The following is a 22,605-nucleotide window of genomic DNA, read 5'->3' on the forward strand; positions in this document are numbered from 1 at the left end:
TTACTTCACCCGGCCGAGGTAGCTGCCGTCGCGGGTGTCGACCTTGATCTTCTCGCCGGTGACGATGAAGAGCGGGACGGCGATCTCGGCGCCGGTCTCCAGCGTGGCCGGCTTGGAGCCACCGGTGGAGCGGTCGCCCTGGACGCCCGGCTCGGTGTGCTGGATGAGCAGCTCGACCGAGGCCGGCAGCTCGATGTACAGCGGGGCGCCCTCGTACATCGCCACGACGGCCTCGAAGCCCTCGAGCAGGTACTTGGCGGCGTCGCCGACGACGGCGGGCTCGATGATCACCTGGTCGTAGGTGTCCGTGTCCATGAACACGAAGTTCGAGCCGTCCTTGTACGAGAACTGCATGCCGCGCTTGTCGACGCTGGCGGTCTCGACCTTGGTACCCGCGTTGAAGGTCTTGTCGACGACCTTGCCGGTCAGGACCTCCTTGAGCTTGGTGCGCACGAAGGCGGGGCCCTTGCCCGGCTTGACGTGCTGGAACTCTACGACGGACCAGAGCTTGCCACCGTCGAGCTTGAGGACCATGCCGTTCTTGAGATCGTTCGTGGAAGCCACGGGCGCACTTACTCCTGGATATAGCTGTCAAGGAACCAAGGGGACGCGTCCTGGCCCCCGCCGCGTCAAGGCGACGCGGCAACGGGACTACAGGGCGAGGAGCTCCTTGGTGGTGATGGTGAGCAGCTCGGGCCCGCCCTCTTCGAGGGGGCGTACCACGAGCGTGTCCTCGATCCGGACCCCGCCCTTTCCCGGGAGATGAACCCCCGGACCGACGGTGACCGGCACGCGATTGTCCAGTTTACCCATGTCTGCGGGACCGAGACGCGGCGCCTCCCGGATCTCCAACCCGATGCCGTGCCCGACGGGGTGCGGGGAGGCCTCGGAGTGCCCGGCCGCCTGCAGGATCTCCCGCGCGGCCTGGTCGGGTACGCAGCTTTCCACCCCCGGCCCGAGGGCCTCCCGCCCGGCCCGCTGGGCCCGGAAGACCAGCCGGTGGAGCTCCACCTGCCAGGGCGCCGGGGAGGCGCCGATGACGAAGGTCCGGGCGGTGGAGACGGCGTAGCCGCGGTACTGGGCGCCGAGCACGACGGTCAGGAAGTCGCCCTCCTCGACCCGGCGGTCGGTGGGCTGGTGGTTCTCCTGCCCGGAGTGGCTGCCGGTGCCGACCGACACCGGGAAGGCCGCCTTGTCCGCGCCGTGGTCGATCATGCGGCGCTCCAGCTCCATCGCCAGGTGCCGCTCGGTCCGGCCGACCAGGATCGATTCGAGCAGCTCGCTCAGCGCCTGGTCGGCGATCTCGGCCGCGATCCGCAGGTCGGCGATCTCGTGCTCGTCCTTGACCACCCGCATCCGCTCGACGGCCCGGCCCAGGTCGGCCAGCCGGACGCCCTCGGCGAGGCCGGCCACCGCGCGGTGCCGGGCCACCGTCAGGTCGTGCTCCTCGACCACCAGGTCGCCCACCCGCAACTGGGCGGCGGCCTCGGCGGCGGCGAGCGCGGTGTCGGCGCCGGACGTCACCAGCAGCTGGCCGAGGTCCTCGCCGAGCAGGTGCTCGCCGGTGTCGTCCGGCGGCAGGTCGTCCGGCAGCGCCAGCAGGGCGCGCTCCCGGGTGAGCAGCAAGGTGGCACCGCACGGGCCGCAGCCGGTGAGGTAGCGGACGTTCGACGGCCGGGTGATCAGCGCCGCGTCCGCCCCCTTCGCGCTGCAGTTCTCCCTCAGACGCTCCCGCCGGCCCGCGTACGCATCAGACATGGGTCGAGCGTACGGAGAGCGGCGGCGGTTCGCCCGGCGAGCGATCCGGACGGCGGCACGTGTCGGCCCCCGGACCGGGCAGGAACCGGGTCGGGAGCGGGTCGGGAGTGAGCAGGAACCGGGCGGGGAGCGGGCTGGGAGCGGGTCGGGGCGTGGCCGGGGGCGGCTCGCCGGAGGTCGGTGGGCGGGCCGGGAATGCGTCGGGGAGGGGGCGTGTTGGAGGGAGCAACGGTGGAAATGACATCCATTTCACCTGATGCTCGGGCCCGCCCGCCCAGCACCGCACACGCAACGCAGGCAACACCCGCACCACGCGCGACACCGAAGGAGAGCCATGGCCCGCAACGAACTGCGCCCGGTCGTCCGACTCCGCTCCACGGCCGGCACCGGCTACACCTACGTGACCCGGCTGAACCGGCGCAACGACCCCGACCGGATGGCGCTGCGCAAGTACGACCCGGTCGCGCGGCAGCACGTGCTGTTCCGCGAGGAGCGCTGACACCGCCCGCACAGCCGAAACGCCCCTGAGCCCGACACCCCCGAGGAGTACTCCGATGCAGACCGGTATCCACCCCGCGTACCGCCCGGTCGTCTTCCGCGACCGCAGCGGTGACCTGGCCTTCCTCACCCGCTCGACCATCGGTGCCGGCACCGGCGCCGGCCGGACGGTCGCGTGGGAGGACGGCAACAGCTACCCCGTGGTCGACGTCGAGATCTCCTCGGCGAGCCACCCCTTCCACACCGGCCGGGCCAGGGTGCTGGACAGCGCCGGCCGGGTCGAGGCCTTCCACCGCCGGTACGGCCGGCGGCACGGCTGACCGGAGGGCCCGGCCGGAGCGGCGCCACCCGACGAGGGGTGGGGCCGCTCCGGTGTGTCCGGGCGGCCTCGGTGAAACGGCTGCCGGGCCTGCGACCGGAAGCGGCACGGCGGCGGCATCGGGACGGCCCTGGTCAGCCGCACCGGCACCGCGCCGTCGGCGCGGCGGCCGTGCGCGCCGCCCGGGTCAGGGCCGGGCGGCCCAGCGCTGCTCGACCCGACCCAGCCGCCAGTACGCGATCGCCGCCGCCCAGACCACCACGAACAGGCCGACGATCACGTACCCGACGTTGTCGAGCGAGAGGCCGGCGATCCAGCCGCTGACCGGGTCGGTCAGGTCCAGCTTCTCGTGCAGCACGCCCACCAGTTCGATGGTGCCGATGATGAAGGCGACCGCGATCGAAAGCCCGGTGATGGTCAGGTTGTAGTACACCTTGCGCACCGGGTTGGAGAACGCCCACTGGTAGGCGAAGTTCATGAAGGTCCCGTCCAGCGTGTCGAACAGGCTCATCCCGGCGGCGAACAGCAGCGGCAGGCAGACGATCGCGTACCAGGGCAGGCCCGCCGCCGCGCCGCTGCCGGCCATCACCATCAGGGTCACCTCGGTCGCGGTGTCGAAGCCGAGGCCCAGCACCATGCCGACCGGGAACATCTGGCCGGGCCGGGTGATCGAGCGGGTGGCCCGGCTCAGCACCCGGTTGAACAGGCCCCGGGAGTTGAGGTGCTCCTCCAGCTCCGCCTCGTCGTAGCGGCCGTCCCGCATCGCGCGGAAGACCCGCAGGATGCCGAAGAGCGCGGCCAGGTTGAGCGCGCCGATCAGGTAGAGGAAGGCCCCCGAGGCGCTGGTGCCCAGCACCCCGAGCCACTGGTGGGTGACCGAGTCCTCGTCCATCAGGGTGTTGGCCAGCTGGGCGCCGCCCGCCACCAGGGCCGCCATCACCACGACCATCGAGGAGTGCCCGAGCGCGAACCAGAAGCCCACCGACACCGGGCGCCGGCCGTCCGCCATCAGCTTGCGGGTGGTGTTGTCGATCACCGCGATGTGGTCCGCGTCGAAGGCGTGCCGCATGCCCAGGGTGTACGCGGTGATGCCCAGGCCAACCCCGAAGACCTGGGTACCGACCGCGTACTCGTGCGGCGCGACCAGGAAGAACAGCGTCCCGAACGCCACCACGTGCATCGCCAGGATCACCGCCATCAGCCCGGCCGTCCGTACGGTGTCCTCGCGCCGCCAGCGGAAGGCGGGGAGCGCGGGGTCGACCGCGGGCGCCGCCGTTCGGGCAGCACCGATTTCGGGCAGGGTCATCCGGTCACGCTCCAGCACCTCGTGGATCACTTCGTGAGATGCCGTGGCCGGTCTCCTGGCTTCGGGGCACACCCGGCCGCGGTTCGGCGGCGGGTGCTGCGTGACCGCACCAGGCCTTCCCGGACGCCGCGGCGTCCAGTGACCACCCGCCCGAGGGCGGGTACGGTACGGAGACTTCCCGTTCACAGTGGCGAGGGCCGCTCCGGACTAGGACCTCTGAAGGTCCGTCACCGGTCTTCCCGAACACCACGGCGGGCCACACCGTACGGGGCGTCAGGTCACTTGTGCAAGGTTGCGCACCTGCGCAGGTGTTCAGGATCACAGACCGCCCCCGGACTGCGACAATGGCCCGCATGCATCTCGTACCGGCCGAGCGCGCGGACCACCGGACCATCGACGGGCACCGGGTCTGCGAGGCCATCGCGGCGATCGGCGACACCGCCCGGGTGCGCACCTGGGCCGAGCGCTTCTCGCTGCTCGCCGACCCCGGCAGGCTCGCACTGCTGCTCGCCCTGCACCGCGCCGGGCCGCTCGCCGTCAGCGACCTGGCGGTGGCCACCGGCATGCGCGACCCGGCCGTCTCGCAGGCGCTCCGGCTGCTGCGCACCGCCGGCGTGGTGGCCGGGGAGCGGGACGGCCGGGTGGTGCGCTACCGGGTCGTCGACCAGGAGCTCGGCACCCTGCTGGCCCCCTGCGCGGCGGCCGGGCAGGGGGGCCCGGAGCCGGCCGTCAGCTGATCCGCAGGGCGACCTTGCCCAGGTTGGCCCGGCGCTCCAGCAGGCCGAAGGCCTCGGCCGCCGCGGCGATCGGGAACTCGACGCAGACCGGCCGGAGTGCCCCTCGCCCGAGCAACGCCCAGAGTTCCTGGCGCCATTCGGCGAGCAGCGCGGGGCGCTGCCGTGCCAGCACCGCCATCGACAGGCCGGTCACCGTCCGCATCCCGCGCAGCAGTTCGCCGGCGTCGAGTGCCCCGCCCGCGCCGCCGAGGGCGACCAGCCGCCCGAAGGGCGCCAAGGCCCCGACGGCTCTGGGCAGCACCTCGCCGCCGACACCGTCGAGGACGAGGTCCACCTGCTCGCCCCAGGGGCCGTCCTGGTACCGGACCACCTCGTCGGCGCCCAGCCCCCGGACGAAGGCGGCCTTCCCCTCGGCGCCCACGGCCGCGGTCACCCGGCCCGCGCCGAGCGCCCCGGCCAACTGGACCGCCAGGTGGCCCACCCCGCCAGCAGCCGCCGTGACCAGCACCGACTCACCGGGCCGTAGCCCACCCACCCGCAGCGCGCCGAGGGCGACCAGCCCGCTGCGCAGCACCGCGAGCGCGTCGCCGGCGGCCGGCTCCCCCGGCACGGCGACGGCGAGCGCCGCCGGGGCGGCCACCAGGTCGGCGTGCACCGACGGGGCGATGCCGCCGACCCGGTCGCCGGGCGTGAAACCGGTGACGCCCTCGCCGACCGCGACCACCCGGCCGAGGTACTCGCCGCCCAGGCCGGCCGGCGCCTGCGGGGCACCCGGTGCGCGCAGTTGCCGGAGCGCGGGCAGCGTGACCCCGGCCAGGTCGGGGCGTACCAGCAGTTCTCCCGGGCCGGCCGCCGGCTCGGCCACCTCGTCCAGCCGGAGCGCCGCCGGGCCGCCGTACGCGTGGAACCTGAGTTCGCGCATGAGTGTCCCCCTTCTCCCCTCCGCGGGAATGTCATTGGATATCCCAACGATAGGGGGAAACTCATAGGAAGGTCCAACGGTTATCCGGATAGACTGCCCCCATGCCCGAGACCCCGCTCACCCACCTGCAGACCCTGCCCAGCTGGCTGCTCGGCCGGGCCTCCGCACTCGGGCACCGCCTGGTGGCCGATCAGTTCGCGCGTGAGGGCGTCCGCCTGCCGCACCACGCCGTGCTCTGCGGTGTCGCCGAGCACGGCCCGCTCGCCCAGGCGGAGCTCGCCCGGCTCGTCCGGATCGATCCCAAGGACATGGTCGCCGTCCTCAACGACCTCCAGGCCAAGGAGCTCGTCACCCGTACGCCTGACCCGAGGGACCGGCGCAAGAACGCCATCGCCCTCTCCCCCGCCGGCCACGCCCTGCTGGCCCGGCTGCAGATCCTCGGCGACGAGGCCAACGCGGCGCTGCTCGCACCGCTCGACCCCGAGGAGCGCACCCGGCTGGCGGAGCTGCTCGCCCGGGTCGTCGCCGCCCCGCGGGACTGAAACCCCGGGGACGGCCGTACGGCGGGCCCGCCCGCGCCCGGCCCGGACGGACCCGGTGTGCGTCAGACCTGCTGGCAGGTGGGGCACCAGAAGAGGTTCCGGGCGGCGTGCTCCTCGGTGCGGACGTCCGTCCCGCAGACCAGGCAGGGCATGGCCGCGCGGCGGTAGACGTAGACCTCGCCGCCGTGGTCGTCCACCCGCGGCGGGCGGCCCATCGCCTCGGGGGTGTGCTCGGGGCGCACGGTGTCGATCCGGCCCGCGCCGGCACCCTCGTGCATCAGCTCCACCAGATCGGCCCAGACGGCGTCCCACTCGGCGCGGGTCAGGTCGCGGCCGGCCCGGTGCGGGCTGATGCCGAGCCGGAACAGCACCTCGGCGCGGTAGACGTTGCCGACCCCGGCCAGCACCTTCTGGTCCATCAGCAGGGCCGCGACGGTCGTCCGGCTGGCGGAGATCCGCCGCCAGGCGAGGACGGGATCGGCGTCCGCCCGCAGCGGGTCGGGACCGAGGCGGGCGTGCACCGCGGCCTTCTCGGCGGCGGTGAGCAGCTCGCAGGTGGTGGGGCCGCGCAGGTCGGCGTACGCGTCGTCGTTCTCCAGGCGCAGCCGCACCACGCCGACCGGTGCGGGGGCCGCGCCCGCACCGAAGGTGAAGCCGCCGTAGAGGCCGAGGTGGACGTGCAGCCAGGCGCCCTCCTCGAAGCCGAGGAAGAGGTGCTTCCCGGTGGCCTCGGCCGTGGCGAGCAGCTGCCCGTCGATCAGCTTGGCGCCGTCGGCGAACCGGCCCTGCGGGCTGGAGACCCGGACGGGACGGCCGCCGAAGGTCTTGAGGTTCTCGGCGGCGAGGCGGTGGATGATGTGGCCTTCGGGCACGGACTCGGCTCCCCCGGTGGATCAGCAGGACGGGTCCATCATCCCAGCCTGCACCGACAGCCCGACCGGGCCTCGGGCGCCGGGCGGAGCCGGGAAGCGGGTGGTCAGCGCACCGGCCGGCCCAGCAGCCGGGCCAGGATGACCTGGTCCAGGGCCGCGGCGGTGGCGCCGACGTCCAGCTGGGAGTTGTCGATGATCGGCAGCCCGGAGTTGTACCAGCCGGCCATCCGGCCGTGGATCCGGGCGACCTCCTCGTCGCTGAGGCGCCGGTTGCCGCTGCGGCGGGCGTTGCGGGCGAGCACGGAGTCCAGGCCGGGGAGCAGCACCACGGGGATCATGCCGGGGCCGATGTGGCGCTTCCAGCCGCCGAGGCCGATCGCCGGGCGGTCGGGGAAGACCGCGTCGTCGATGATGCACGAGATGCCGTTGGCGAGGTAGTTGCGGCAGGCGAAGCCGCAGGTGCGGCGGGCCAGCCGGTACTGGGCCTCGGAGGCGTTGTTCCAGCCGGACTGCGGGTTGGCGAAGCCGGACTGCACCCACTCGCGGACGTCGTCCAGGCTGATGTGCGCGGTCGGGGACGGGCGGCGCTCGGCCCAGTGCCGGGCGACGGTCGTCTTGCCGGCGCCGGCCGGGCCGATCAGCAGGACGGCGATGGGGCCGGTCGGGGCGTGCTGCTGCGGGTGCGCCGGGAGTTGCACGGGCGCGCCGGACGGCAGCAGGAAGTGCCCGGTCGCTCCCGCGGGCACGGGCTGGCCGGGCGGTCCGGGGGCGCCGTGCGCGCGCAGGGCCGGGTTCCCGTACGGGTGCTGCGGGGCGGGGTGGCCGGGGGGCGGGCCGGCCGCGTTGGTGCTGACGAAGAGCGGGGCCGCGGTGATGGCGGCCGGCCCGGGGGCGGCGGGCACCACGGGCAGGTCGGGCACCGTCGCATGCGCACCGGGCACGGGTCCGGCCGGCGGCCCGGCAGGTACGAGCCCTGCGGGTACGGGGCCTGCGGGTACCGGCGCGACCGCGGCGGGTCCGGCCGGGGCCGGCGGTGCCACCGGTCGGGGAGGCAGCTGACCTCCCCCTGCGTACTGCGTCACGGTCACCTCCCGACACCGTCTCCGACGGGGACACTACACGTCGGCCCGGTGGCGGGCACAGTCCGCCACCGGGCCGATGATCTTGCGTCAGCGTGTGGTGAGCTGCTCCGCCAGGGCGCGCAGGGCCAGCTCGTACGAGCCGAGGCCGAAACCGGCGATGGTGCCGGAGGCCACCGCGGCGATCACCGAGGTGTGCCGGAACTCCTCGCGCGCGTACGGGTTGGAGATGTGCACCTCGATCAGCGGCGCCGTCCGCTGGGCGGCGGCGTCGCGCATCGCGTACGAGTAGTGCGTGAAGGCACCCGGGTTGATCACCACCGGCACCTGCCCGTCGGCCGCCTCGTGCAGCCACTCGACCATCTGCTGCTCGGAGTTGGTCTCGTGCACCTCGACCTCGAAGCCGAACTCCTTGCCCAGCGCGGTGCAGCGCTCGACCAGTCCGGCGTACGAGGTGGCCCCGTAGACGTCGGGCTCCCTGCTGCCGAGCCGGCCCAGGTTGGGACCGTTGAGCACCATCACCCTGGTCACGCGGAGACCTCCGCGTAGGCGGCGACCAGCAGCGACGGATCGGGGCCCTCCAGCACGGAGGTCCTGGCCAGGCCGTCGAGGACGATGAAGCGCAGCAGGTCGCCGCGCGACTTCTTGTCGATCTTCATGGCGTCCAGCAGCTTCGGCCAGGCGTCCCCGCGGTAGGTGAGCGGCAGGCCGACCGAGGCGAGCACGGTGCGGTGCCGGTCGGCGGTCTCGTCGTCCAGCCGCCCGGCGAGCCGACCGAGTTCGGCGGCGAAGACCATGCCGACCGAGACGGCCGCGCCGTGCCGCCACTTGTAGCGCTCGTTGCGCTCGATCGCGTGCGCGAGGGTGTGGCCGTAGTTGAGGATCTCGCGGCGGCCGGCCTCCTTGAGGTCGCCGGAGACCACGTCGGCCTTGACCTGGATGGCCCGCCGGATGAGCTCAAGGGTGTGCGGGCCGGCCGGGCTCTTGGCGCCCTCGGGGTCGGCCTCGACCAGGTCGAGGATCACCGGGTCGGCGATGAAGCCGGCCTTGATGACCTCGGCGAGCCCGGAGACGTAGTCGTGCTTGGGCACCGTCTCCAGGGTGTCCAGGTCGGCGAGCACGCCGGCCGGCGGGTGGAAGGCCCCCACCATGTTCTTGCCCTCGGCGATGTTGATGCCGGTCTTGCCGCCGACGGCCGCGTCGACCATGCCGAGCAGCGTGGTGGGCATCGAGATCCAGCGCACCCCGCGCAGCCAGGTCGCGGCGACGAAGCCGGCCAGGTCGGTGGTGGCGCCGCCGCCGAGACCGACGATCACGTCGCTGCGGGTGAAGCCGGTCTGGCCGAGCACCGACCAGCAGTACGCGGCGACCTCGGCGCTCTTGGCCTCCTCGGCGTTGGGCACCTGGAGGGCGATCGCCTCGTAGCCCTCGGCCGCGAGGTCCTCGCGGATCGCCTCTCCGGTGGCCTCCAGGGCCTCCGGGTGGATGATCGCGACCCGGCGCGCGCGGGTGCCGATCAGCTTGCCCAGCTCGCCCAGCAGCTGGTGCCCGATCAGCACGTCGTACGGGTCGTGGCCGGCGCTGCCACCGACGTGGATGGTCACGGTGTCAGTCATGCGCCCCTGCTCGTTCATGTCGGCTGCAGCTCCAGTGCTTCGAGTACGGCGTCGGCGACCTGCTCCGGGGAGCGCCCCTCGGTGGCGACGACGGCGGTCGCCACCTCCAGGTAGAGCGGCCGCCTGGCCTCCATCAGCTCGCGCCAGCTGGCCCGCGGGTTGACCGCGAGCAGCGGGCGCGGCGCGTCCAGGCCGACCCGCTTGACGGCGTCGGCGAGGGCGACCTCCAGGAACACCACGGGCAGGCCCGCCAGGACGGTGCGGGTGGCCTCGGCCAGCACCGCGCCGCCGCCGAGGGCGAGCACGCCGGGGTGGGCGGCGGCGGCGTCGCGGACGGCGGCCACCTCCAGCTCCCGGAAGTGCGGCTCGCCCTCGTCGATGAAGATCTCCGCGATCGGCTTGCCGGCCAGCGCCTCGATGTCGGCGTCGGTGTCCCGGAAGGCGACCCCGAGTCGCGCGGCCAGCTCCCGCCCGACGGTGGTCTTGCCACTGCCGGGCGGGCCGACCAGCACGAGGACCGGTGCGGTCATCGGACGATCAGGTTGTCGAGGTAGCCCTGGACGTTGCGGCGGGTCTCGGAGACGTTGTCGCCGCCGAACTTCTCGTTCACCGCGTCGGCCAGCACCAGCGCCACCATCGCCTCGGCGACGATGCCCGCCGCCGGCACGGCACAGACGTCGGACCGCTGGTGGTGCGCCTTGGCCGGCTCGCCGGTGCGCACGTCCAGGGTCTGCAGGGCGCGCGGGACGGTCGCGATCGGCTTCATCGCGGCGCGCACCCGCAGCAGCTCGCCGGTGGACAGACCGCCCTCGGTACCGCCCGAACGGCCGGAGGTGCGCTTCACGCCCTCCGGGGTCGGGACGATCTCGTCGTGCGCCTGCGAGCCGGGGACCCGGGCCAGCTCGAAGCCGTCGCCGACCTCGACGCCCTTGATCGCCTGGATGCCCATCAGGGCGGCGGCCAGCCTGGCGTCCAGCCGGCGGTCCCAGTGCACGTGCGAGCCGAGGCCCGGCGGCAGGCCGTAGGCGAGCACCTCGACCACACCGCCGAGGGTGTCGCCGTCCTTGTGGGCCTGGTCGATCTCGGCGACCATCCGCTTGGAGGCGTCGGCGTCCAGGCAGCGCACCGGGTCCTCGTCGAGGCGGGCCTCGTCCGAGGGCAGCGGCAGCACGCCGGCCGGGGCCTTGGCGGCGGCCAGCTCCACGACGTGCGAGACCAGCTCGATGCCGCAGGTCTCCTTCAGGTAGGAGCGGGCGACCGCGCCCAGCGCCACCCGGGCGGCCGTCTCACGGGCGCTGGCGCGCTCCAGGATCGGCCGGGCCTCGTCGATGGAGTACTTCTGCATGCCCGCCAGGTCGGCGTGGCCGGGGCGGGGGCGGGTGAGCGCCTCGTTGCGGCCGAGGCCGGCCAGGATCTCCGGGTCGACCGGGTCCGCCGACATGACCTGCTCCCACTTGGGCCACTCGGTGTTGCCCACCATGACCGCCACCGGGCTGCCCATGGTCAGGCCGTGCCGCACACCGCCGAGGAAGGTCACCTCGTCCTGCTCGAACTTCATCCGGGCGCCGCGGCCGTAACCGAGCCGGCGGCGGGCCAGCGCGTCGGCGACGAGCTCGGTGGTCACCGGTACGCCGGCGGGCAGGCCCTCCAGCGTCGCGACGAGTGCGGGGCCGTGCGACTCCCCCGCGGTCAGCCAGCGCAACGTACCCAACGGAGCTCCTTCGTCAGCGGACCGGGCGCTGCGTGCACCGAGCGGCCCGACCGGGCATTCTTACCGCGGGCCCCCGGGTCGTACCGGCCCCGCGTCTCTCCCCCGAATCCTTTCATGCCCGAGCGGCCGCCGGACGCACGTTCCGCGTTGCGGACAGGCACCGGCGGCGGACGGGACGGCTCACGGGCGGGCGGGCGGGGCCCCGGCTCAGCCCGCGGCGAGGGCCGCCTCGCCCGCCTCGCGCATCGCGGCCAGCGGGCCGGGGGTGATCCCGGTGAACGCCTCGCTCTGCAGCACGGCCTGGTGCACCAGCAGGTCCAGGCCGCCCAGCACGGTGGCGCCGCGCTCGGCGCAGGCCGCGACCAGCTTGGTCGGCCACGGGTGGTAGAGCACGTCGAAGAGCGCGCCCGGCTCCGCCGGCAGCCCGGCGGTGAACCCGTCGGTGGCCCCGGCGGGCGTGGTGGAGACGGTCAGCGGACGCTCCAGCGCCTCGGCGCCGCGCTCCCAGTCGGCGGTCCGCAGGTCGAGGCCGAGCCGCTCGCCGAGCTCGGCCATCTCCCGGGCCCGCTCGGCGCTGCGGACGTAGACCGTCACCTCGCCGGTGCAGATCTGGGCCAGCGCGGCCAGCGCCGAGGAGGCGGTGGCCCCGGCCCCCAGCACGGCGGCGGCCGGGACGCTCCGCACGCCGCGCTCGCGCAGCGCGTTCACCAGGCCCGGGACGTCCGTGTTGTCGCCCGTCCGGCGCCCGTCCGGGTGGAGGACCACCGTGTTGACGGCGTCCACCGAACGGGCCGTGGCGCTCACCTCGTCCAGCAGCGGGATCACCGCCCGCTTGAGCGGCATGGTCAGCGAGAGCCCGGCCCACCCGGCCTCGTCCAGCCCGGCGAAGAACCCGGGCAGACCGGCCTCGTCCACCTCGAAGCGCTGATAACTCCACTGCGCCAGGCCCAGCGCCCGGAACGCCGCCCGGTGCAGCACGGGTGAGAGGGAGTGGGCGATCGGCGAGCCGAGCACGGCCGCCCTGGTCCGGGTCATGCGCAGTGCCCCGCCTTGTCGTTGAAGCCCTGGCCGTGGGCGGCGCAGTACTCCTTGACGTCCTTCTTGAAGTCCTCGAAGGTCCTGGCGAACCGGGTCTCGGTCGGGGACATCGCCACGAAGTACACCCAGTCGCCCTCGGTCGGGTTGAGCATCGCGCGGATCGCCTCCTCGCCGGGGTTGGAGATCGGCGTCGGCGGCAGGCCCGGGTTGATGTTGGTGTTGTACTGCGTCTTGTTGGTGTTCAGTTCGTCGATGCTGAACTTCGTCCGGCCCAGGAAGTACTGGAAGGTCGTGTCCATCTGCAGCTTGTGCTGGGTGGCGTCGGTGGTCAGGCGGTTCTGGATGACCCGGGCCATCTTGCCGAAGTCCGCGGAGTTGTTGCCCTCGGCCTGCAGGATGCTGGCCGCGGTGACCACCTCGTAGGCGTTCTTCAGGCCGAGCTTCTGGGCCGAGCCCTCCAGGCCCCACTTCTGGTACTGCTCGTTGGCCTTCGCCACCATCTGCTTCAGGAGGTCCTCGGGCTTCATGCCCTGGGCCACCGCGTAGCGGGTCGGGAAGAGGAAGCCCTCCGGGTTGCCCTGCGCGTAGTCGGGGAGCCCGAGGGAGGCCGCCTGCGCCTTGGCGACGGCGGCGGTGGTGCCCTTGTCCAGCTTCAGCTTCTTGTCGATGTCGACATAGATGTCCGCGGCCTTCTCACCCTCGCGCAGGATCAGCGTCTCGCCGCCGGTCGAGTCGACCAGGAGCTGGACGGCCGAGCCGGCCGACATCTCCCGGTGCATGGTGTAGTACCCCTCCTGGATACCGCCGGACTTCGGGTTCTTCGCGAAGGCGTTGGTGAAGGCCTCGACGCTCTTGACCACACCTGCGGCCTTCAGCGCGATGCCCATCTGGCCGCCCGTGGCGCCCGACTTGATCTCCACGGTGACGCTGCCGGCGCCCTCGCCCGCGAAGTCGGCGGGCGGCCCGAAGTGGCTCTGGTAGAAGCCGTAGCCCCACCAGCCGCCGCCGGCCACGCCGCCGAGCAGCACCAGCGCCACCAGGAGGCAGGCACCGCCGTTGCGGCGGCCGGACTTCTTGCCCTTCTCCTTGCGCTTGCGCTTGGCCTCGCGGGAGTCGTCCAGGTCACCGAGGAAGGAGCCCTGCTCCTCCTCCTGCTCGTCCTGGAACTCGTCCTCCGCGCCGTCCCACTGCTCGGCGTCCGGCTCGACCTCGGCCGGGGCGGCGACGCCGGCCTCCAGCGCGGCGGCCTCCGCCTCCCAGTCGATGCCGTCCGGGCCGGGGCCGGCCGGCTGCGCGGGCTGCGGACGGCGGCGGCCCTGCTGCTCCGGCCGCGGCGGCTGGCCGAACGGCGGCTGCTGCCGGCCGGGGAAGCCCTGCTGCTGACCCTGCTGGGGCTGACCGGGCTGACCCTGCTGCGGCTGACCCTGCTGGGGCGGGAGCTGGCCCGGCGCCTGCGGACCGCCCTGCTGCGGGTAGCCCTGCCGGCCGTACTGCTGCTGGCCCTGGACGTACTGCTGACCCTGCTGCATCGGGTTCGGCTGCATCGGGGCGGGCTGCTGCTGGTAGCCCTGCTGGCCGTACTGCTGCCGGCCCTGGGGGTACCCCTGGCCCTGCTGCATCTGACCCTGCTGGCCCGGCTGCATCGGGTTCGGCTGCATCGGGGCGCCGTACTGCTGCTGCGCGTACCCCTGCTGGCCGTACTGCTGCTGGCCCTGGCCGAACTGCTGGCCCTGCTGCTGCGCCTGCTGGGGGTAGCCGTGCTGACCGTACTGCTGCTGGCCCTGGCCGAACGGATCGGGCTGCTGCACCGGATTCTGCTGCCAGCCGCCGTCCTCCTGGCCGGGGACCGGCTGCTGCTGACCGCCGTACACCGGATCACCGGGGCGCCACGGCTCGGAGCCCTGGGAGCCGTAGCCCCGACCCAGATCAGTCATCGATCCCCTTATGCCGACGGAGACGACCGACGGATCCCACCGGTCGTCCGGGACGGCGTCCCGGCAAGTACTCGAACCGACGTGCTACCGCAACGCCTGAAGGGAGACGTTACCGTACCGCAGGACACCGATCGGCTCCCGGCGGGCCCCGTCAGTGCTTGTCCGCGCCCGCCGAGGGACTGCCCTGGGCCGCTCGCAGCGCGTTGAACTCCGCTACGTTCCGGCCGTGTTGCTCAAGACTGTCGGTGAACCGGGTGTCGCCCGGCTTGACCGTCACGAAGTAGAGCCAGTCTCCGGCAGCGGGCTCCGCGGCGGCCCGGATCGCCTGCCGCCCCGGGTTGGAGATCGGGGTCGGCGGCAGTCCCTGGTGCAGGTAGGTGTTGTAGGGGGAATCGAGCTTGGTGTCGGTGACGGTGGTGTCCAGGGTGCTGCGCCCGAGGGCGTAGTTGATGGTCGAGTCGAGCTGCAGCGGCATCTTCTGGGCCAGCCGGTTGTAGATCACCCGGGCGACCTTGGCCATGTCCTCGGAGTTGTCCGCCTCGCCCTGGACGAGGCTGGCGACCGTCAGCACCGCGTACGGGGTCTGACCCAGGGTGGCCGCGACCGTCTCGACGTCCTCGTTGGCGAAGTCCTTGCCGGCCTGCTGGACCATCTGCTTGAGCAGGTCGATCGGCGTGGTCTCGCCGGTGACGCTGTAGGTCGCGGGGAAGAGATAGCCCTCCAGCCGGCCGTTGGTGACCTCCGGCAGGCCCAGCTCGGCGGCCTGCTCCTGCGCGGCGCGCTCGGTGGTGCCCTTCGGCAGTTTGAGCTTCTGGTCGATCGCCGCGAACACCTGGGTGCCGCGCCAGCCCTCCGGGATGGTCAGGCCGTTGGCGTTCGCCGGGTCGATCAGGACGGCCAGCGCCGAGGCCGCCGACATCCGCAGGCGCAGGGTGTAGGTGCCCGCCTGGATCCGCCCGGCCGCCGACCCGCTGCCGGCCGCGGCCTTGGTGAAGGCCTGCGAGCTGGCCACCACTCCCTTGCGGACCAGCGTGCCGGCGATCTGGATCAGGCCGGCACCCTGCGGGACGGAGACCTCGACCACGCCGGTGCCGCTGCCGGCGTAGTCGGCGGTCGGGTGCTTGCGCTCGCCCTGCCACCACGAGTAGCCGGTCAGGCCCGCCCCGCCGATCAGCACGACCAGGGCCAGCGCGGTCAGCGCGCAGGCGAGGCGGGTGCGCAGCCGTTCCGGGTCCGGCGGCTCGTGCAGGGGCCCCTGGCCCGGCGGGCGGCCCTCCGGCTCGCTCGGGGGCGCCCCGAGGTGGCCCGGGGTGAGCCCGGGGGTGAAGTCCTGGTCGGTCATGGCGGTGCCCCCTCGGCTGTCCCGGACGAGCCTGGAGGCGCCCGTACGTGCGGGGAAAGGTCGAGGGGCCCGTGCGGACGCGTCCGCACGGGCCCCTCGTCAGGGACGCTAGTCCAAGCCGATCAGATGACCGGTTCGACGCTCTCACCAGGTGGTCTGCCGCTCACCCGTTCGGCCTCCAGGGCACTTTGCAGGATCACCACGGCGGCGGCCTGGTCGACCACCGAACGGCCCTTCTTCGCCTTCACACCCGACGCGCGCAGCCCGTGCGTCGCCGTGACGGTGGACATCCGCTCGTCCACCAGCCGGACCGGCACCGGCGCGAGCTTCACCGCCAGCTGCCCGGCGTACAGCCGGACCTTGGCGGCCGCCGGGCCCTCCTTGCCGCTCAGCGAGCGCGGCAGGCCGACGATCACCTCGATCGCGTCGTACTCCTCCGCGATGGCGAGGAGCCTGGCCTGCGAGCGCCCGCCGGCCGGGACGGTCTCCACGGGCGTGGCGATCATCCCGTCGGGGTCGCAGGACGCGACCCCGATCCGGGCGTCACCGACGTCCACGGCGATCCGCCGGCCGCGGCGCCAAACCGGGCGCTCGGCCGGCTGCGGCTCACCCTCGTGCGAAACGTCCCGGTAGCGGTCGTTCATCAGGAGGCGCGCTCCGCGACCAGGGCGCGGACCGCGGCGACGGCCGCGTCCACGGCGGCCGGGTCGGTGCCGCCGCCCTGGGCGACGTCGTCCTTGCCGCCACCGCCGCCGCCGAGGGTCTTGGCGGCGGTGCGGACCAGCTCGCCGGCCTTGACGCCGCGGGCGCGGGCGTCCTCGTTGGTGGCGATCACGGTCAGCGGGCGGCCGTTCGCCACGGTGAAGGCCGCGACCACGGCCGGGCGCGAACCCAGCCGGTTGCGGACGTCCAGCACCAGCTTGCGCAGCTCGTCCGCGCCCACGCCGTCGCTGACCCGGGCGGCGACCAGGGCGACACCCCGGACGTCCTCGGCGGCGTCGGCCAGGCCGGAGGCGGCGGCCAGCACCTTCTCGGCGCGGAACCGCTCGATCTCCTTCTCGGCGTCCTTGAGCTTGGCGAGCATCCCGGAGATCTTCTCCGGCAGCTCCTCCGGGCGGCCCTTGACCAGCTCGGTGAGCTGGGCGACCACGGTGTGCTCACGGGCCAGGAACTTGTACGCGTCCACGCCGACCAGCGCCTCGACCCGGCGCACGCCGGAGCCGATCGAGGACTCGCCGAGCAGCTTCACCAGGCCCAGCTGGGCGGTGTTGCCGACGTGCGTGCCGCCGCACAGCTCCTTGGAGAAGTCGCCGATGGTGACGACCCGGACGGCGTCGCCGTACTTCTCGCCGAACATCGCGATGGCGCCGGCCTTGCGGGCCTGGTCCATCGTCATGACCTCGGCGGTGACGTCCAGCTCGCGGACCAGCACCTCGTTGATCTTCTGCTCGACGTCGGTCAGCACGCTGCCGGGCACGGCGGCGGGCGAGCCGAAGTCGAAGCGGAACCGGCCCGGCGCGTTCTCGGAGCCGGCCTGGGCGGCCGTCGGGCCGAGCGCGTCGCGCAGCGCCTGGTGGGTCAGGTGGGTGGCCGAGTGGGCGCGGGAGACGGCCCGGCGGCGGTCCACGTCGATGCTGGCGTACGCCGAGGCACCGAGCACGACCTCGCCGAACAGCACCCCGCCGGAGTGCACGGTCACCCCGGGCACCGGCTGCTGCACGTCGCGGATCTCGACGACCGCGCCGGACTCCAGCCGGATCCGGCCGTGGTCGGCGAGCTGGCCGCCGCCCTCGGCGTAGAACGGGGTGCGGTCGAGGATGATCTCGACCTCGTCGCCCTCGGTGGCGGCCGGCGCCGGGACACCGCCGACCAGCAGGCCCACCACGGTGGCCTCGCCCTCGGTGGCGGTGTAGCCGGTGAAGACCGAGGCACCGGCCTTGTCGGCGACCTCGCGGTACGCGACGACGTCGGCGTGGCCCATCTTCTTGGCCCGGGCGTCGGCCTTGGCCGCGTCCTTCTGCTCCTGCATCAGCCGGCGGAAGCCCGCCTCGTCGACCTGCAGGCCCTGCTCCTCGGCCATCTCCAGGGTCAGGTCGATCGGGAACCCGTAGGTGTCGTGCAGCTTGAACGCCTGCGCGCCGGAGAGCACCGCGCCGCCGGACTGCTTGGTCTCGGTGACCGCGGTGTCCAGCAGGCTGGTGCCGGTGCGCAGGGTCTGGAGGAAGGAGTTCTCCTCGGCGACCACGACGGTCTCGATCCGCTTGCGGTCGGCCTCCAGCTCGGAGTACTGCGGGGCCATCGCCTTGATGGTGACGTCCGTCAGCTCCTTGGCCACCGGCCCGGTGGCGCCGAGCAGGCGCATGTTGCGGATGGCGCGGCGCAGGATGCGGCGCAGCACGTAGCCGCGGCCCTCGTTGCCGGGGGTGACGCCGTCGCCGATCAGCATCACGGCGGTGCGGAAGTGGTCGGTGACCACGCGCAGCGACACGTCCGACTTGTGGTCGGCGCCGTAGGTGTGGCCGGTGAGCTCGGCGGCGCGGTCCAGGATCAGCCGGCTGGTGTCGATCTCGAAGAGGTTGTCGACGTCCTGGAGGATCGCGGCGAGGCGCTCCAGGCCGAGGCCGGTGTCGATGTTCTTGCTCGGCAGGTCGCCGAGGATCTCGAAGCCGTCCTTGCCGTCGCCGTGGCCGCGCTCGTACTGCATGAAGACCAGGTTCCAGATCTCCAGGTAGCGCTCGCCGTTGACGGCCGGGCCGCCCTCCTCGCCGTACGCGGGGCCGCGGTCGTAGTTGATCTCCGAGCACGGGCCGCAGGGGCCGGGGACGCCCATCGACCAGAAGTTGTCCTTCATGCCGAGGCGCTGGATGCGCTCGGACGGCACGCCGATGACGTCACGCCAGATCTGCTCGGCCTCGTCGTCGTCCTTGTAGACGGTGATCCACAGCTTCTCCTTCTCCAGGCCGTAGCCGCCGTCCGCGACGGAGCCGGTGAGCAGCTCCCACGCGAACTTGATGGCCCCTTCCTTGAAGTAGTCGCCGAAGGAGAAGTTGCCGCACATCTGGAAGAACGAGCCGTGCCGGGTGGTCTTGCCGACCTCCTCGATGTCCAGCGTGCGCACGCACTTCTGGACGCTGGTGGCGCGCGAGAACTGCGGCTTCACCTCGCCGAGGAAGTACGGCTTGAAGGGCACCATGCCGGCGTTGACCAGCAGCAGGGTGGGGTCGTCGGCGACCAGGGACGCCGACGGAACGACGGTGTGCCCGCGCTCCTCGAAGAAGCGCAGCCAGCGGCGGCGGATCTCTGCCGACTCCATTATTGGTCCTTCCGGTTCGGGGTGCTGCCCCGCGGCGAAAGCGGCCGGCGGGGCGTCGGTTCGATGGCTCTGGGGGTGGGGCGGGCACTGCTGGGCGAAGGCAGGGCGGCGGCCGGACTGCCGGGCGCCGCCGAGATAGCTCGGTACTCGGGCTCGCCACGCAGTGCCCGGCGGCGGGGCTCGACCACGGCGGTGCCGTCCAGGCCGAGGTCGGCGCGCAGTTGCTCCTCGCGCTCGGCCATGCCCGCGCGGACGTCGCCGGCGAAACGCTTCGCCACGTCGCCCAGGTGCAGCGCGCCGCGGGCGGCGGTGCCCGAAAGACTGTCAGGAGTGAGCCGGTGGACGGCCTCGTTGGCCTTGTTCATGGCCCAGACGGTGGCGCCGGCGCCGACCGCCATCCAGAAGATGCGCCGAACCATGCCGTCAGCCCCTCACCGCGCGCCGGACCCTGGAGAGCAGGCCGCCGCGCGGCGCGGTCGCGGCGCGCACCTCGGCCCGGACCAGCCTGGCCAACGCCTCGCGCTCACCCGGCTGCTGCGGCAGGCCCGCGGTGCCGTTCTGCTTGGCGACCGCCTTGCGGACGCCGTAGCTGAAGGCCGCGACCTTGACCAGCGGTCCGCCGAAGGTGGCGGCGACGGTGGAGGAGAGGGCGTTGGCGTTCGCGGCGGCGTCCTGCACGTTGGCGGTGATCTCGTCCACCCGCGCCAACTGCTCGTTGGCGCTGCGGACCGCGCTGCCCGCGTCGACCAGCAGCGGGACCGCCTGCTCGGTGACGGCGGACACCAGCGCCGAGGCCTCCCTGAGCACCCGTGAGAGCCGTACCAGGACGACCGCGAGCAGGGTGACCAGCACCGCCCAGAACACGGCGACGAGCAGGCCGGCCAGCTCTCCCACGGACACCTTGCGCGCTCCCTCGCCTTGTCGGGTTCCCCCTCAGGGGGAACCCTATCGCGATCGTGGCCGGTTTCCGGACCGGGTTACGGGCAGCCGCGCGGCGCCCCACCTGCGGGCACGGGCGTACGCGGGGCCGGCGGGCGGCGGACCCGGCCGGGCCGCGGGCGGCCGCCGGCGGTACAGGTGTCCGAGGCACCCGCGCGTAACCTACCCGCCGGTCACCTCGTTGGGCCGGTGGGCCGGTCGGCGCCGGCCCGCACGGGCGCCCCGGCCGGTGGGCGTGCGGCGGGCCCGGCACCGGACGCGGACACGGAGCGCGGCCACGGAGCGCCGGGGCGCGGACCACGGAACGGGGAGCGGCGGTTGTCCAGCGAGTCAGCAGCAAGACGGCGGGGAGCGCCGGGCGGCGGCCTCCCGGCCGAGGTCACCAGCTTCGTCGGCCGCCGGGAGGAGCTGGCGACGCTGGCCGGACTGCTGGCCAGGGCCCGGCTGGTGACGGTGACCGGTCCGGGCGGGGTCGGCAAGAGCCGGCTGGCCGTCCGCGCGGCCGCCCGGGTCGCCCGGAGCTTTCCGGACGGCGTCTGGCTGGTCGAGGTGGCCGAGGTCCAGGACGCCCTGCTGCTGGGGCACGCCGTGCTGGAGGCATTGCGGCTGACCGACTCGACGGCCCGCCCGCCGCTGGACGTGCTGGTCGAGCAGCTGGCCGGGCGCCGGCTGCTGCTGGTGCTGGACGGCTGCGAGCACCTGGTGGCCGCCTGCGCCGAACTGGCGGACACGCTGCTGCGGGCACTGCCGGGGCTGCGGGTGCTGGCGACCAGCCGGGAGTCCCTGCAGTCGGCGGGCGAGCACCGGCTGGCGGTCGCACCGCTGCCGGTGGCGTCCGGTCCGGCCGGGCTCCCCGACGCGGTGCAGCTGTTCGTGGACCGGGCCCGGGCGGTGCTGCCCCACTTCACCCTCGGCCCCGCCGACGAGGCGGAGATCACCCAGCTCTGCCGGCGCCTGGACGGCATCCCGCTGGCGGTGGAGCTGGCCGCCGGGCGGTTGCGCGCGCTGTCGGTGGAACAGATCGCCGCCCGGCTGGACGACCGCTTCAAACTGCTCACCGGCGGCTCGCGCGGCGCCCTGCCGCGCCATCAGACCCTGCGGACGACCATCGGCTGGAGTCACGAACTCTGCACGGCGCAGGAACGTTTACTCTGGGCCCGCCTCTCGGTCTTCGCCGGGAGCTTCGAGCTGGAGGCCGCCGAGTACGTCTGCGCCGGGGACGGCATCGACGCCGACGAGATGCTCGACCTGATCGGCGACCTGATCAACAAGTCCGTGCTGCTGCGGGTGACCGAGCCCGCCGGCCGGACGGGCGGACCGGGTGCGCCGCGCCGGCCGGCCAGGTGGAGCGCCGGCGGCCCGGCCGTCCGGTACCGGATGCTCGACACCCTGCGCGAGTACGGCGGCCAGTGGCTGCGTGCCGCCGGCGACGAGCAGCGGCTGCTGCGCCGCCACCGGGACTGGTACCTGGGGGTGGCCACCTGGGGCGAGGTGGAGTGGTTCGGCCCCCGGCAGGCGGAGACCGCCGAGCGCACCGAGCTGGCGCACCCCAACCTCCGCGCGGCGCTGGAGTTCTGCCTGGCCGAGCCCGGCGAGGAGCAGATCGCGCTGCTGATGGCCGGCACCCTGTGGTTCTACTGGGTCGGCTGCGGTCACCTGGGCGAGGGCCGGCACTGGCTGGACCGCGCCCTCGCGCTCGCCCCCGAACCGACCGAGGCCCGGGCGAAGGCCCTCTGGGTCGCCGGTTACACGGCCACTCTGCAGGGGGACCTGCACCGGGCCGCGCCGGCCCTGGAGGAGTGCCGGCGCCAGGCGCTGGCGACCGGCGACGACCGCGCCCTCGCCTACGCCGTGCACCGGCAGGGCTGCGCCGCGCTGATCGGTGACGAGCCGGGCCGGGCCACCGAGCTGTTCGAGGAGGCGCTCTGGCACTACAACACCATCGGCGAGCTCAACAGCAACGTGCTGATGGCGATGTTCGAGCTGGGCGTCGCGCACCTCTTCCAGGGCGAGACGGAGACCGGTGAGCTGTGGTTCGGCCGGGTCCGCGAGCTCTGCGAGGAGCACGGCGAGCAGTGGGCGTACGCCTACGGGCTCTACGCGATGGCGTACGCGCAGTGGCTGGCCGGGGACGTCCGGCTGGCGCGGGCGTACGCGCGCGAGTGCGTCCGGCTCAACTACCTCTTCCGGGACCTGCTGGGGATCGTGCTGGGGGTGGAGGTGCTCGCGCTGCTGGAGACCGAGCCGGAGGGGCCCGGCGAGGACTGCGACCTGGTCGAGGCGCGGGTGCTGCAGGGTGCGGCGCACCGGATCTGGCAGGGCGTGGGCAAGCCGTTCTTCGGCTCGCGGACCTTCAACGGCGCGCACCAGGAGTGCGAGGCGCGGGCCCGGGCCGGGCTGACCGAGCAGGAGTTCCTGGAGGCCTTCGAGCTCGGCGCCGTCCTGGACCTGGACGCGGCGGTCGGCCGGGCCCTCGGGGACGAGGAGCGGCCGGGCGGGCAGGGACGGCTGCCGGGCCCCCGACCGTCCCCGCGCTCGCCGTCGCCCTCGCCCGTGCGCAACCCGTGAGCGGGCGGGAGCGGCGCCTCGGCGAAGGACGGGGCGGGGTCGGGGCGCGGCCTGCGCATGCCCGGAATAGTTGAAGCTTCATCATTGCTGTGGGCGACAGCGACACGAGAG

Annotated in this window: 22 protein-coding genes and 1 riboswitch; of the genes, 5 read left to right on the forward strand and 17 right to left on the reverse strand. The window is 73.6% G+C overall.

Features of this window, described 5'->3' with window-relative positions:
* Complete coding sequence (gene efp, locus OG689_RS07760; RefSeq protein WP_266318888.1) at positions 1-564, reverse strand: elongation factor P; 564 nt, start codon at positions 562-564, stop codon at positions 1-3.
* An 87-nt stretch (positions 565-651) separates the two neighbouring features.
* Positions 652-1,758, reverse strand: coding sequence for an aminopeptidase P family protein (locus tag OG689_RS07765; protein ID WP_266318889.1), 1,107 nt, complete (start codon positions 1,756-1,758; stop codon positions 652-654).
* 334 nt (positions 1,759-2,092) lie between these two features.
* Here OG689_RS07765 and rpmG point away from each other — a divergent pair, with 334 nt between their 5' ends.
* Both rpmG and OG689_RS07775 read left to right on the forward strand, forming a co-directional pair.
* Entirely contained in the window at positions 2,093-2,257 is a 165-nt protein-coding gene (gene rpmG, locus OG689_RS07770) for a 50S ribosomal protein L33 (protein WP_073921459.1), read from the forward strand.
* Between the two features lie 55 nt (positions 2,258-2,312).
* The gene (locus tag OG689_RS07775) at positions 2,313-2,576 is read left to right on the forward strand and encodes a type B 50S ribosomal protein L31 (protein WP_266318891.1); all 264 of its coding nucleotides are present in this window, start codon (positions 2,313-2,315) and stop codon (positions 2,574-2,576) included.
* A 186-nt stretch (positions 2,577-2,762) separates the two neighbouring features.
* Here OG689_RS07775 and OG689_RS07780 read toward each other — a convergent pair whose 3' ends face one another.
* Positions 2,763-3,881 carry a HoxN/HupN/NixA family nickel/cobalt transporter gene (locus OG689_RS07780; RefSeq protein ID WP_266318893.1) on the reverse strand — a complete coding sequence of 373 codons (1,119 nt, stop codon included), beginning with the start codon at positions 3,879-3,881 and terminating at the stop codon, positions 2,763-2,765.
* Positions 3,882-3,908: 27 nt separating this feature from the next.
* Positions 3,909-4,147, reverse strand: a riboswitch (cobalamin riboswitch).
* 87 nt (positions 4,148-4,234) lie between these two features.
* Here OG689_RS07780 and OG689_RS07785 point away from each other — a divergent pair.
* A complete protein-coding gene (locus OG689_RS07785) occupies positions 4,235-4,618 on the forward strand; it encodes a metalloregulator ArsR/SmtB family transcription factor (RefSeq protein ID WP_266318895.1) in 384 nt (127 codons plus the stop codon).
* Here the strand turns inward: OG689_RS07785 and OG689_RS07790 are convergent.
* Entirely contained in the window at positions 4,611-5,540 is a 930-nt protein-coding gene (locus tag OG689_RS07790; RefSeq protein ID WP_266318897.1) for a zinc-binding dehydrogenase, read from the reverse strand. The genes OG689_RS07785 and OG689_RS07790 overlap by 8 nt on opposite strands.
* Before the next feature lie 101 nt (positions 5,541-5,641).
* Between OG689_RS07790 and OG689_RS07795 the strand changes: the two genes are divergently transcribed.
* Positions 5,642-6,082, forward strand: coding sequence for a MarR family transcriptional regulator (locus OG689_RS07795; RefSeq protein ID WP_266318899.1), 441 nt, complete (start codon positions 5,642-5,644; stop codon positions 6,080-6,082).
* Between the two features lie 62 nt (positions 6,083-6,144).
* Here OG689_RS07795 and OG689_RS07800 read toward each other — a convergent pair whose 3' ends face one another.
* The 13 genes from OG689_RS07800 to OG689_RS07860 form a co-directional block, all read right to left on the reverse strand.
* A complete protein-coding gene (locus OG689_RS07800; protein WP_266318901.1) occupies positions 6,145-6,954 on the reverse strand; it encodes a DNA-formamidopyrimidine glycosylase family protein in 810 nt (269 codons plus the stop codon).
* A 104-nt stretch (positions 6,955-7,058) separates the two neighbouring features.
* A complete protein-coding gene (locus OG689_RS07805) occupies positions 7,059-7,874 on the reverse strand; it encodes an AAA family ATPase (RefSeq protein WP_323189263.1) in 816 nt (271 codons plus the stop codon).
* A gap of 249 nt (positions 7,875-8,123) precedes the next feature.
* Positions 8,124-8,552, reverse strand: a complete 429-nt coding sequence (gene aroQ, locus OG689_RS07810; protein ID WP_266326948.1) for a type II 3-dehydroquinate dehydratase — start codon at positions 8,550-8,552, stop codon at positions 8,124-8,126.
* A gap of 8 nt (positions 8,553-8,560) precedes the next feature.
* On the reverse strand, positions 8,561-9,649 hold the full coding sequence (gene aroB / locus OG689_RS07815) for a 3-dehydroquinate synthase (protein ID WP_266318905.1): 1,089 nt from the start codon (positions 9,647-9,649) through the stop codon (positions 8,561-8,563).
* A gap of 14 nt (positions 9,650-9,663) precedes the next feature.
* Positions 9,664-10,179 (reverse strand): shikimate kinase, encoded by a 516-nt coding sequence (locus tag OG689_RS07820; RefSeq protein ID WP_266318906.1) that lies wholly within the window; start codon positions 10,177-10,179, stop codon positions 9,664-9,666.
* Entirely contained in the window at positions 10,176-11,360 is a 1,185-nt protein-coding gene (gene aroC / locus OG689_RS07825; protein WP_266318908.1) for a chorismate synthase, read from the reverse strand. The genes OG689_RS07820 and aroC overlap by 4 nt, the downstream gene beginning before the upstream one ends.
* A 207-nt stretch (positions 11,361-11,567) precedes the next feature.
* On the reverse strand, positions 11,568-12,395 hold the full coding sequence (locus OG689_RS07830; RefSeq protein ID WP_266318909.1) for a shikimate dehydrogenase: 828 nt from the start codon (positions 12,393-12,395) through the stop codon (positions 11,568-11,570).
* Entirely contained in the window at positions 12,392-14,332 is a 1,941-nt protein-coding gene (gene mltG, locus OG689_RS07835) for an endolytic transglycosylase MltG (RefSeq protein ID WP_266318911.1), read from the reverse strand. Before mltG (OG689_RS07835) ends, OG689_RS07830 begins: the two co-directional genes overlap by 4 nt.
* Positions 14,333-14,483: 151 nt before the next feature.
* Entirely contained in the window at positions 14,484-15,674 is a 1,191-nt protein-coding gene (gene mltG, locus OG689_RS07840; protein ID WP_266318913.1) for an endolytic transglycosylase MltG, read from the reverse strand.
* Positions 15,675-15,796: 122 nt separating this feature from the next.
* Entirely contained in the window at positions 15,797-16,318 is a 522-nt protein-coding gene (gene ruvX / locus OG689_RS07845) for a Holliday junction resolvase RuvX (protein WP_266318914.1), read from the reverse strand.
* Positions 16,318-18,987, reverse strand: coding sequence for an alanine--tRNA ligase (alaS, locus tag OG689_RS07850; protein ID WP_266318916.1), 2,670 nt, complete (start codon positions 18,985-18,987; stop codon positions 16,318-16,320). The genes ruvX and alaS overlap by 1 nt, the downstream gene beginning before the upstream one ends.
* Positions 18,987-19,406 (reverse strand): DUF6167 family protein, encoded by a 420-nt coding sequence (locus OG689_RS07855; protein ID WP_266318917.1) that lies wholly within the window; start codon positions 19,404-19,406, stop codon positions 18,987-18,989. Before OG689_RS07855 ends, alaS begins: the two co-directional genes overlap by 1 nt.
* A 4-nt stretch (positions 19,407-19,410) precedes the next feature.
* On the reverse strand, positions 19,411-19,887 hold the full coding sequence (locus OG689_RS07860; RefSeq protein WP_266318918.1) for a DUF948 domain-containing protein: 477 nt from the start codon (positions 19,885-19,887) through the stop codon (positions 19,411-19,413).
* 357 nt (positions 19,888-20,244) lie between these two features.
* Here OG689_RS07860 and OG689_RS07865 point away from each other — a divergent pair, with 357 nt between their 5' ends.
* Entirely contained in the window at positions 20,245-22,494 is a 2,250-nt protein-coding gene (locus OG689_RS07865) for a regulator (RefSeq protein WP_266318920.1), read from the forward strand.
* Positions 22,495-22,605: the final 111 nt, after the last annotated feature.

The organism is Kitasatospora sp. NBC_00240 (assembly GCF_026342405.1).
Taxonomy (GTDB): Bacteria; Actinomycetota; Actinomycetes; order Streptomycetales; family Streptomycetaceae; genus Kitasatospora.

Bases quoted from the DNA above. Each gene is read 5' to 3' on its own strand.
- OG689_RS07765 (WP_266318889.1), bottom strand. From the start codon at position 1,758: ATGTCTGATGCGTACGCGGGCCGGCGGGAGCGTCTGAGGGAGAACTGC.
- rpmG (WP_073921459.1), top strand. From the start codon at position 2,093: ATGGCCCGCAACGAACTGCGCCCGGTCGTCCGACTCCGCTCCACGGCC.
- OG689_RS07775 (WP_266318891.1), top strand. From the start codon at position 2,313: ATGCAGACCGGTATCCACCCCGCGTACCGCCCGGTCGTCTTCCGCGAC.
- OG689_RS07780 (WP_266318893.1), bottom strand. From the start codon at position 3,881: ATGACCCTGCCCGAAATCGGTGCTGCCCGAACGGCGGCGCCCGCGGTC.
- OG689_RS07785 (WP_266318895.1), top strand. From the start codon at position 4,235: ATGCATCTCGTACCGGCCGAGCGCGCGGACCACCGGACCATCGACGGG.
- OG689_RS07790 (WP_266318897.1), bottom strand. From the start codon at position 5,540: ATGCGCGAACTCAGGTTCCACGCGTACGGCGGCCCGGCGGCGCTCCGG.
- OG689_RS07795 (WP_266318899.1), top strand. From the start codon at position 5,642: ATGCCCGAGACCCCGCTCACCCACCTGCAGACCCTGCCCAGCTGGCTG.
- aroQ (WP_266326948.1), bottom strand. From the start codon at position 8,552: ATGGTGCTCAACGGTCCCAACCTGGGCCGGCTCGGCAGCAGGGAGCCC.
- aroB (WP_266318905.1), bottom strand. From the start codon at position 9,649: ATGACTGACACCGTGACCATCCACGTCGGTGGCAGCGCCGGCCACGAC.
- OG689_RS07820 (WP_266318906.1), bottom strand. From the start codon at position 10,179: ATGACCGCACCGGTCCTCGTGCTGGTCGGCCCGCCCGGCAGTGGCAAG.
- OG689_RS07830 (WP_266318909.1), bottom strand. From the start codon at position 12,395: ATGACCCGGACCAGGGCGGCCGTGCTCGGCTCGCCGATCGCCCACTCC.
- mltG (WP_266318911.1), bottom strand. From the start codon at position 14,332: ATGACTGATCTGGGTCGGGGCTACGGCTCCCAGGGCTCCGAGCCGTGG.
- mltG (WP_266318913.1), bottom strand. From the start codon at position 15,674: ATGACCGACCAGGACTTCACCCCCGGGCTCACCCCGGGCCACCTCGGG.
- ruvX (WP_266318914.1), bottom strand. From the start codon at position 16,318: ATGAACGACCGCTACCGGGACGTTTCGCACGAGGGTGAGCCGCAGCCG.
- alaS (WP_266318916.1), bottom strand. From the start codon at position 18,987: ATGGAGTCGGCAGAGATCCGCCGCCGCTGGCTGCGCTTCTTCGAGGAG.
- OG689_RS07855 (WP_266318917.1), bottom strand. From the start codon at position 19,406: ATGGTTCGGCGCATCTTCTGGATGGCGGTCGGCGCCGGCGCCACCGTC.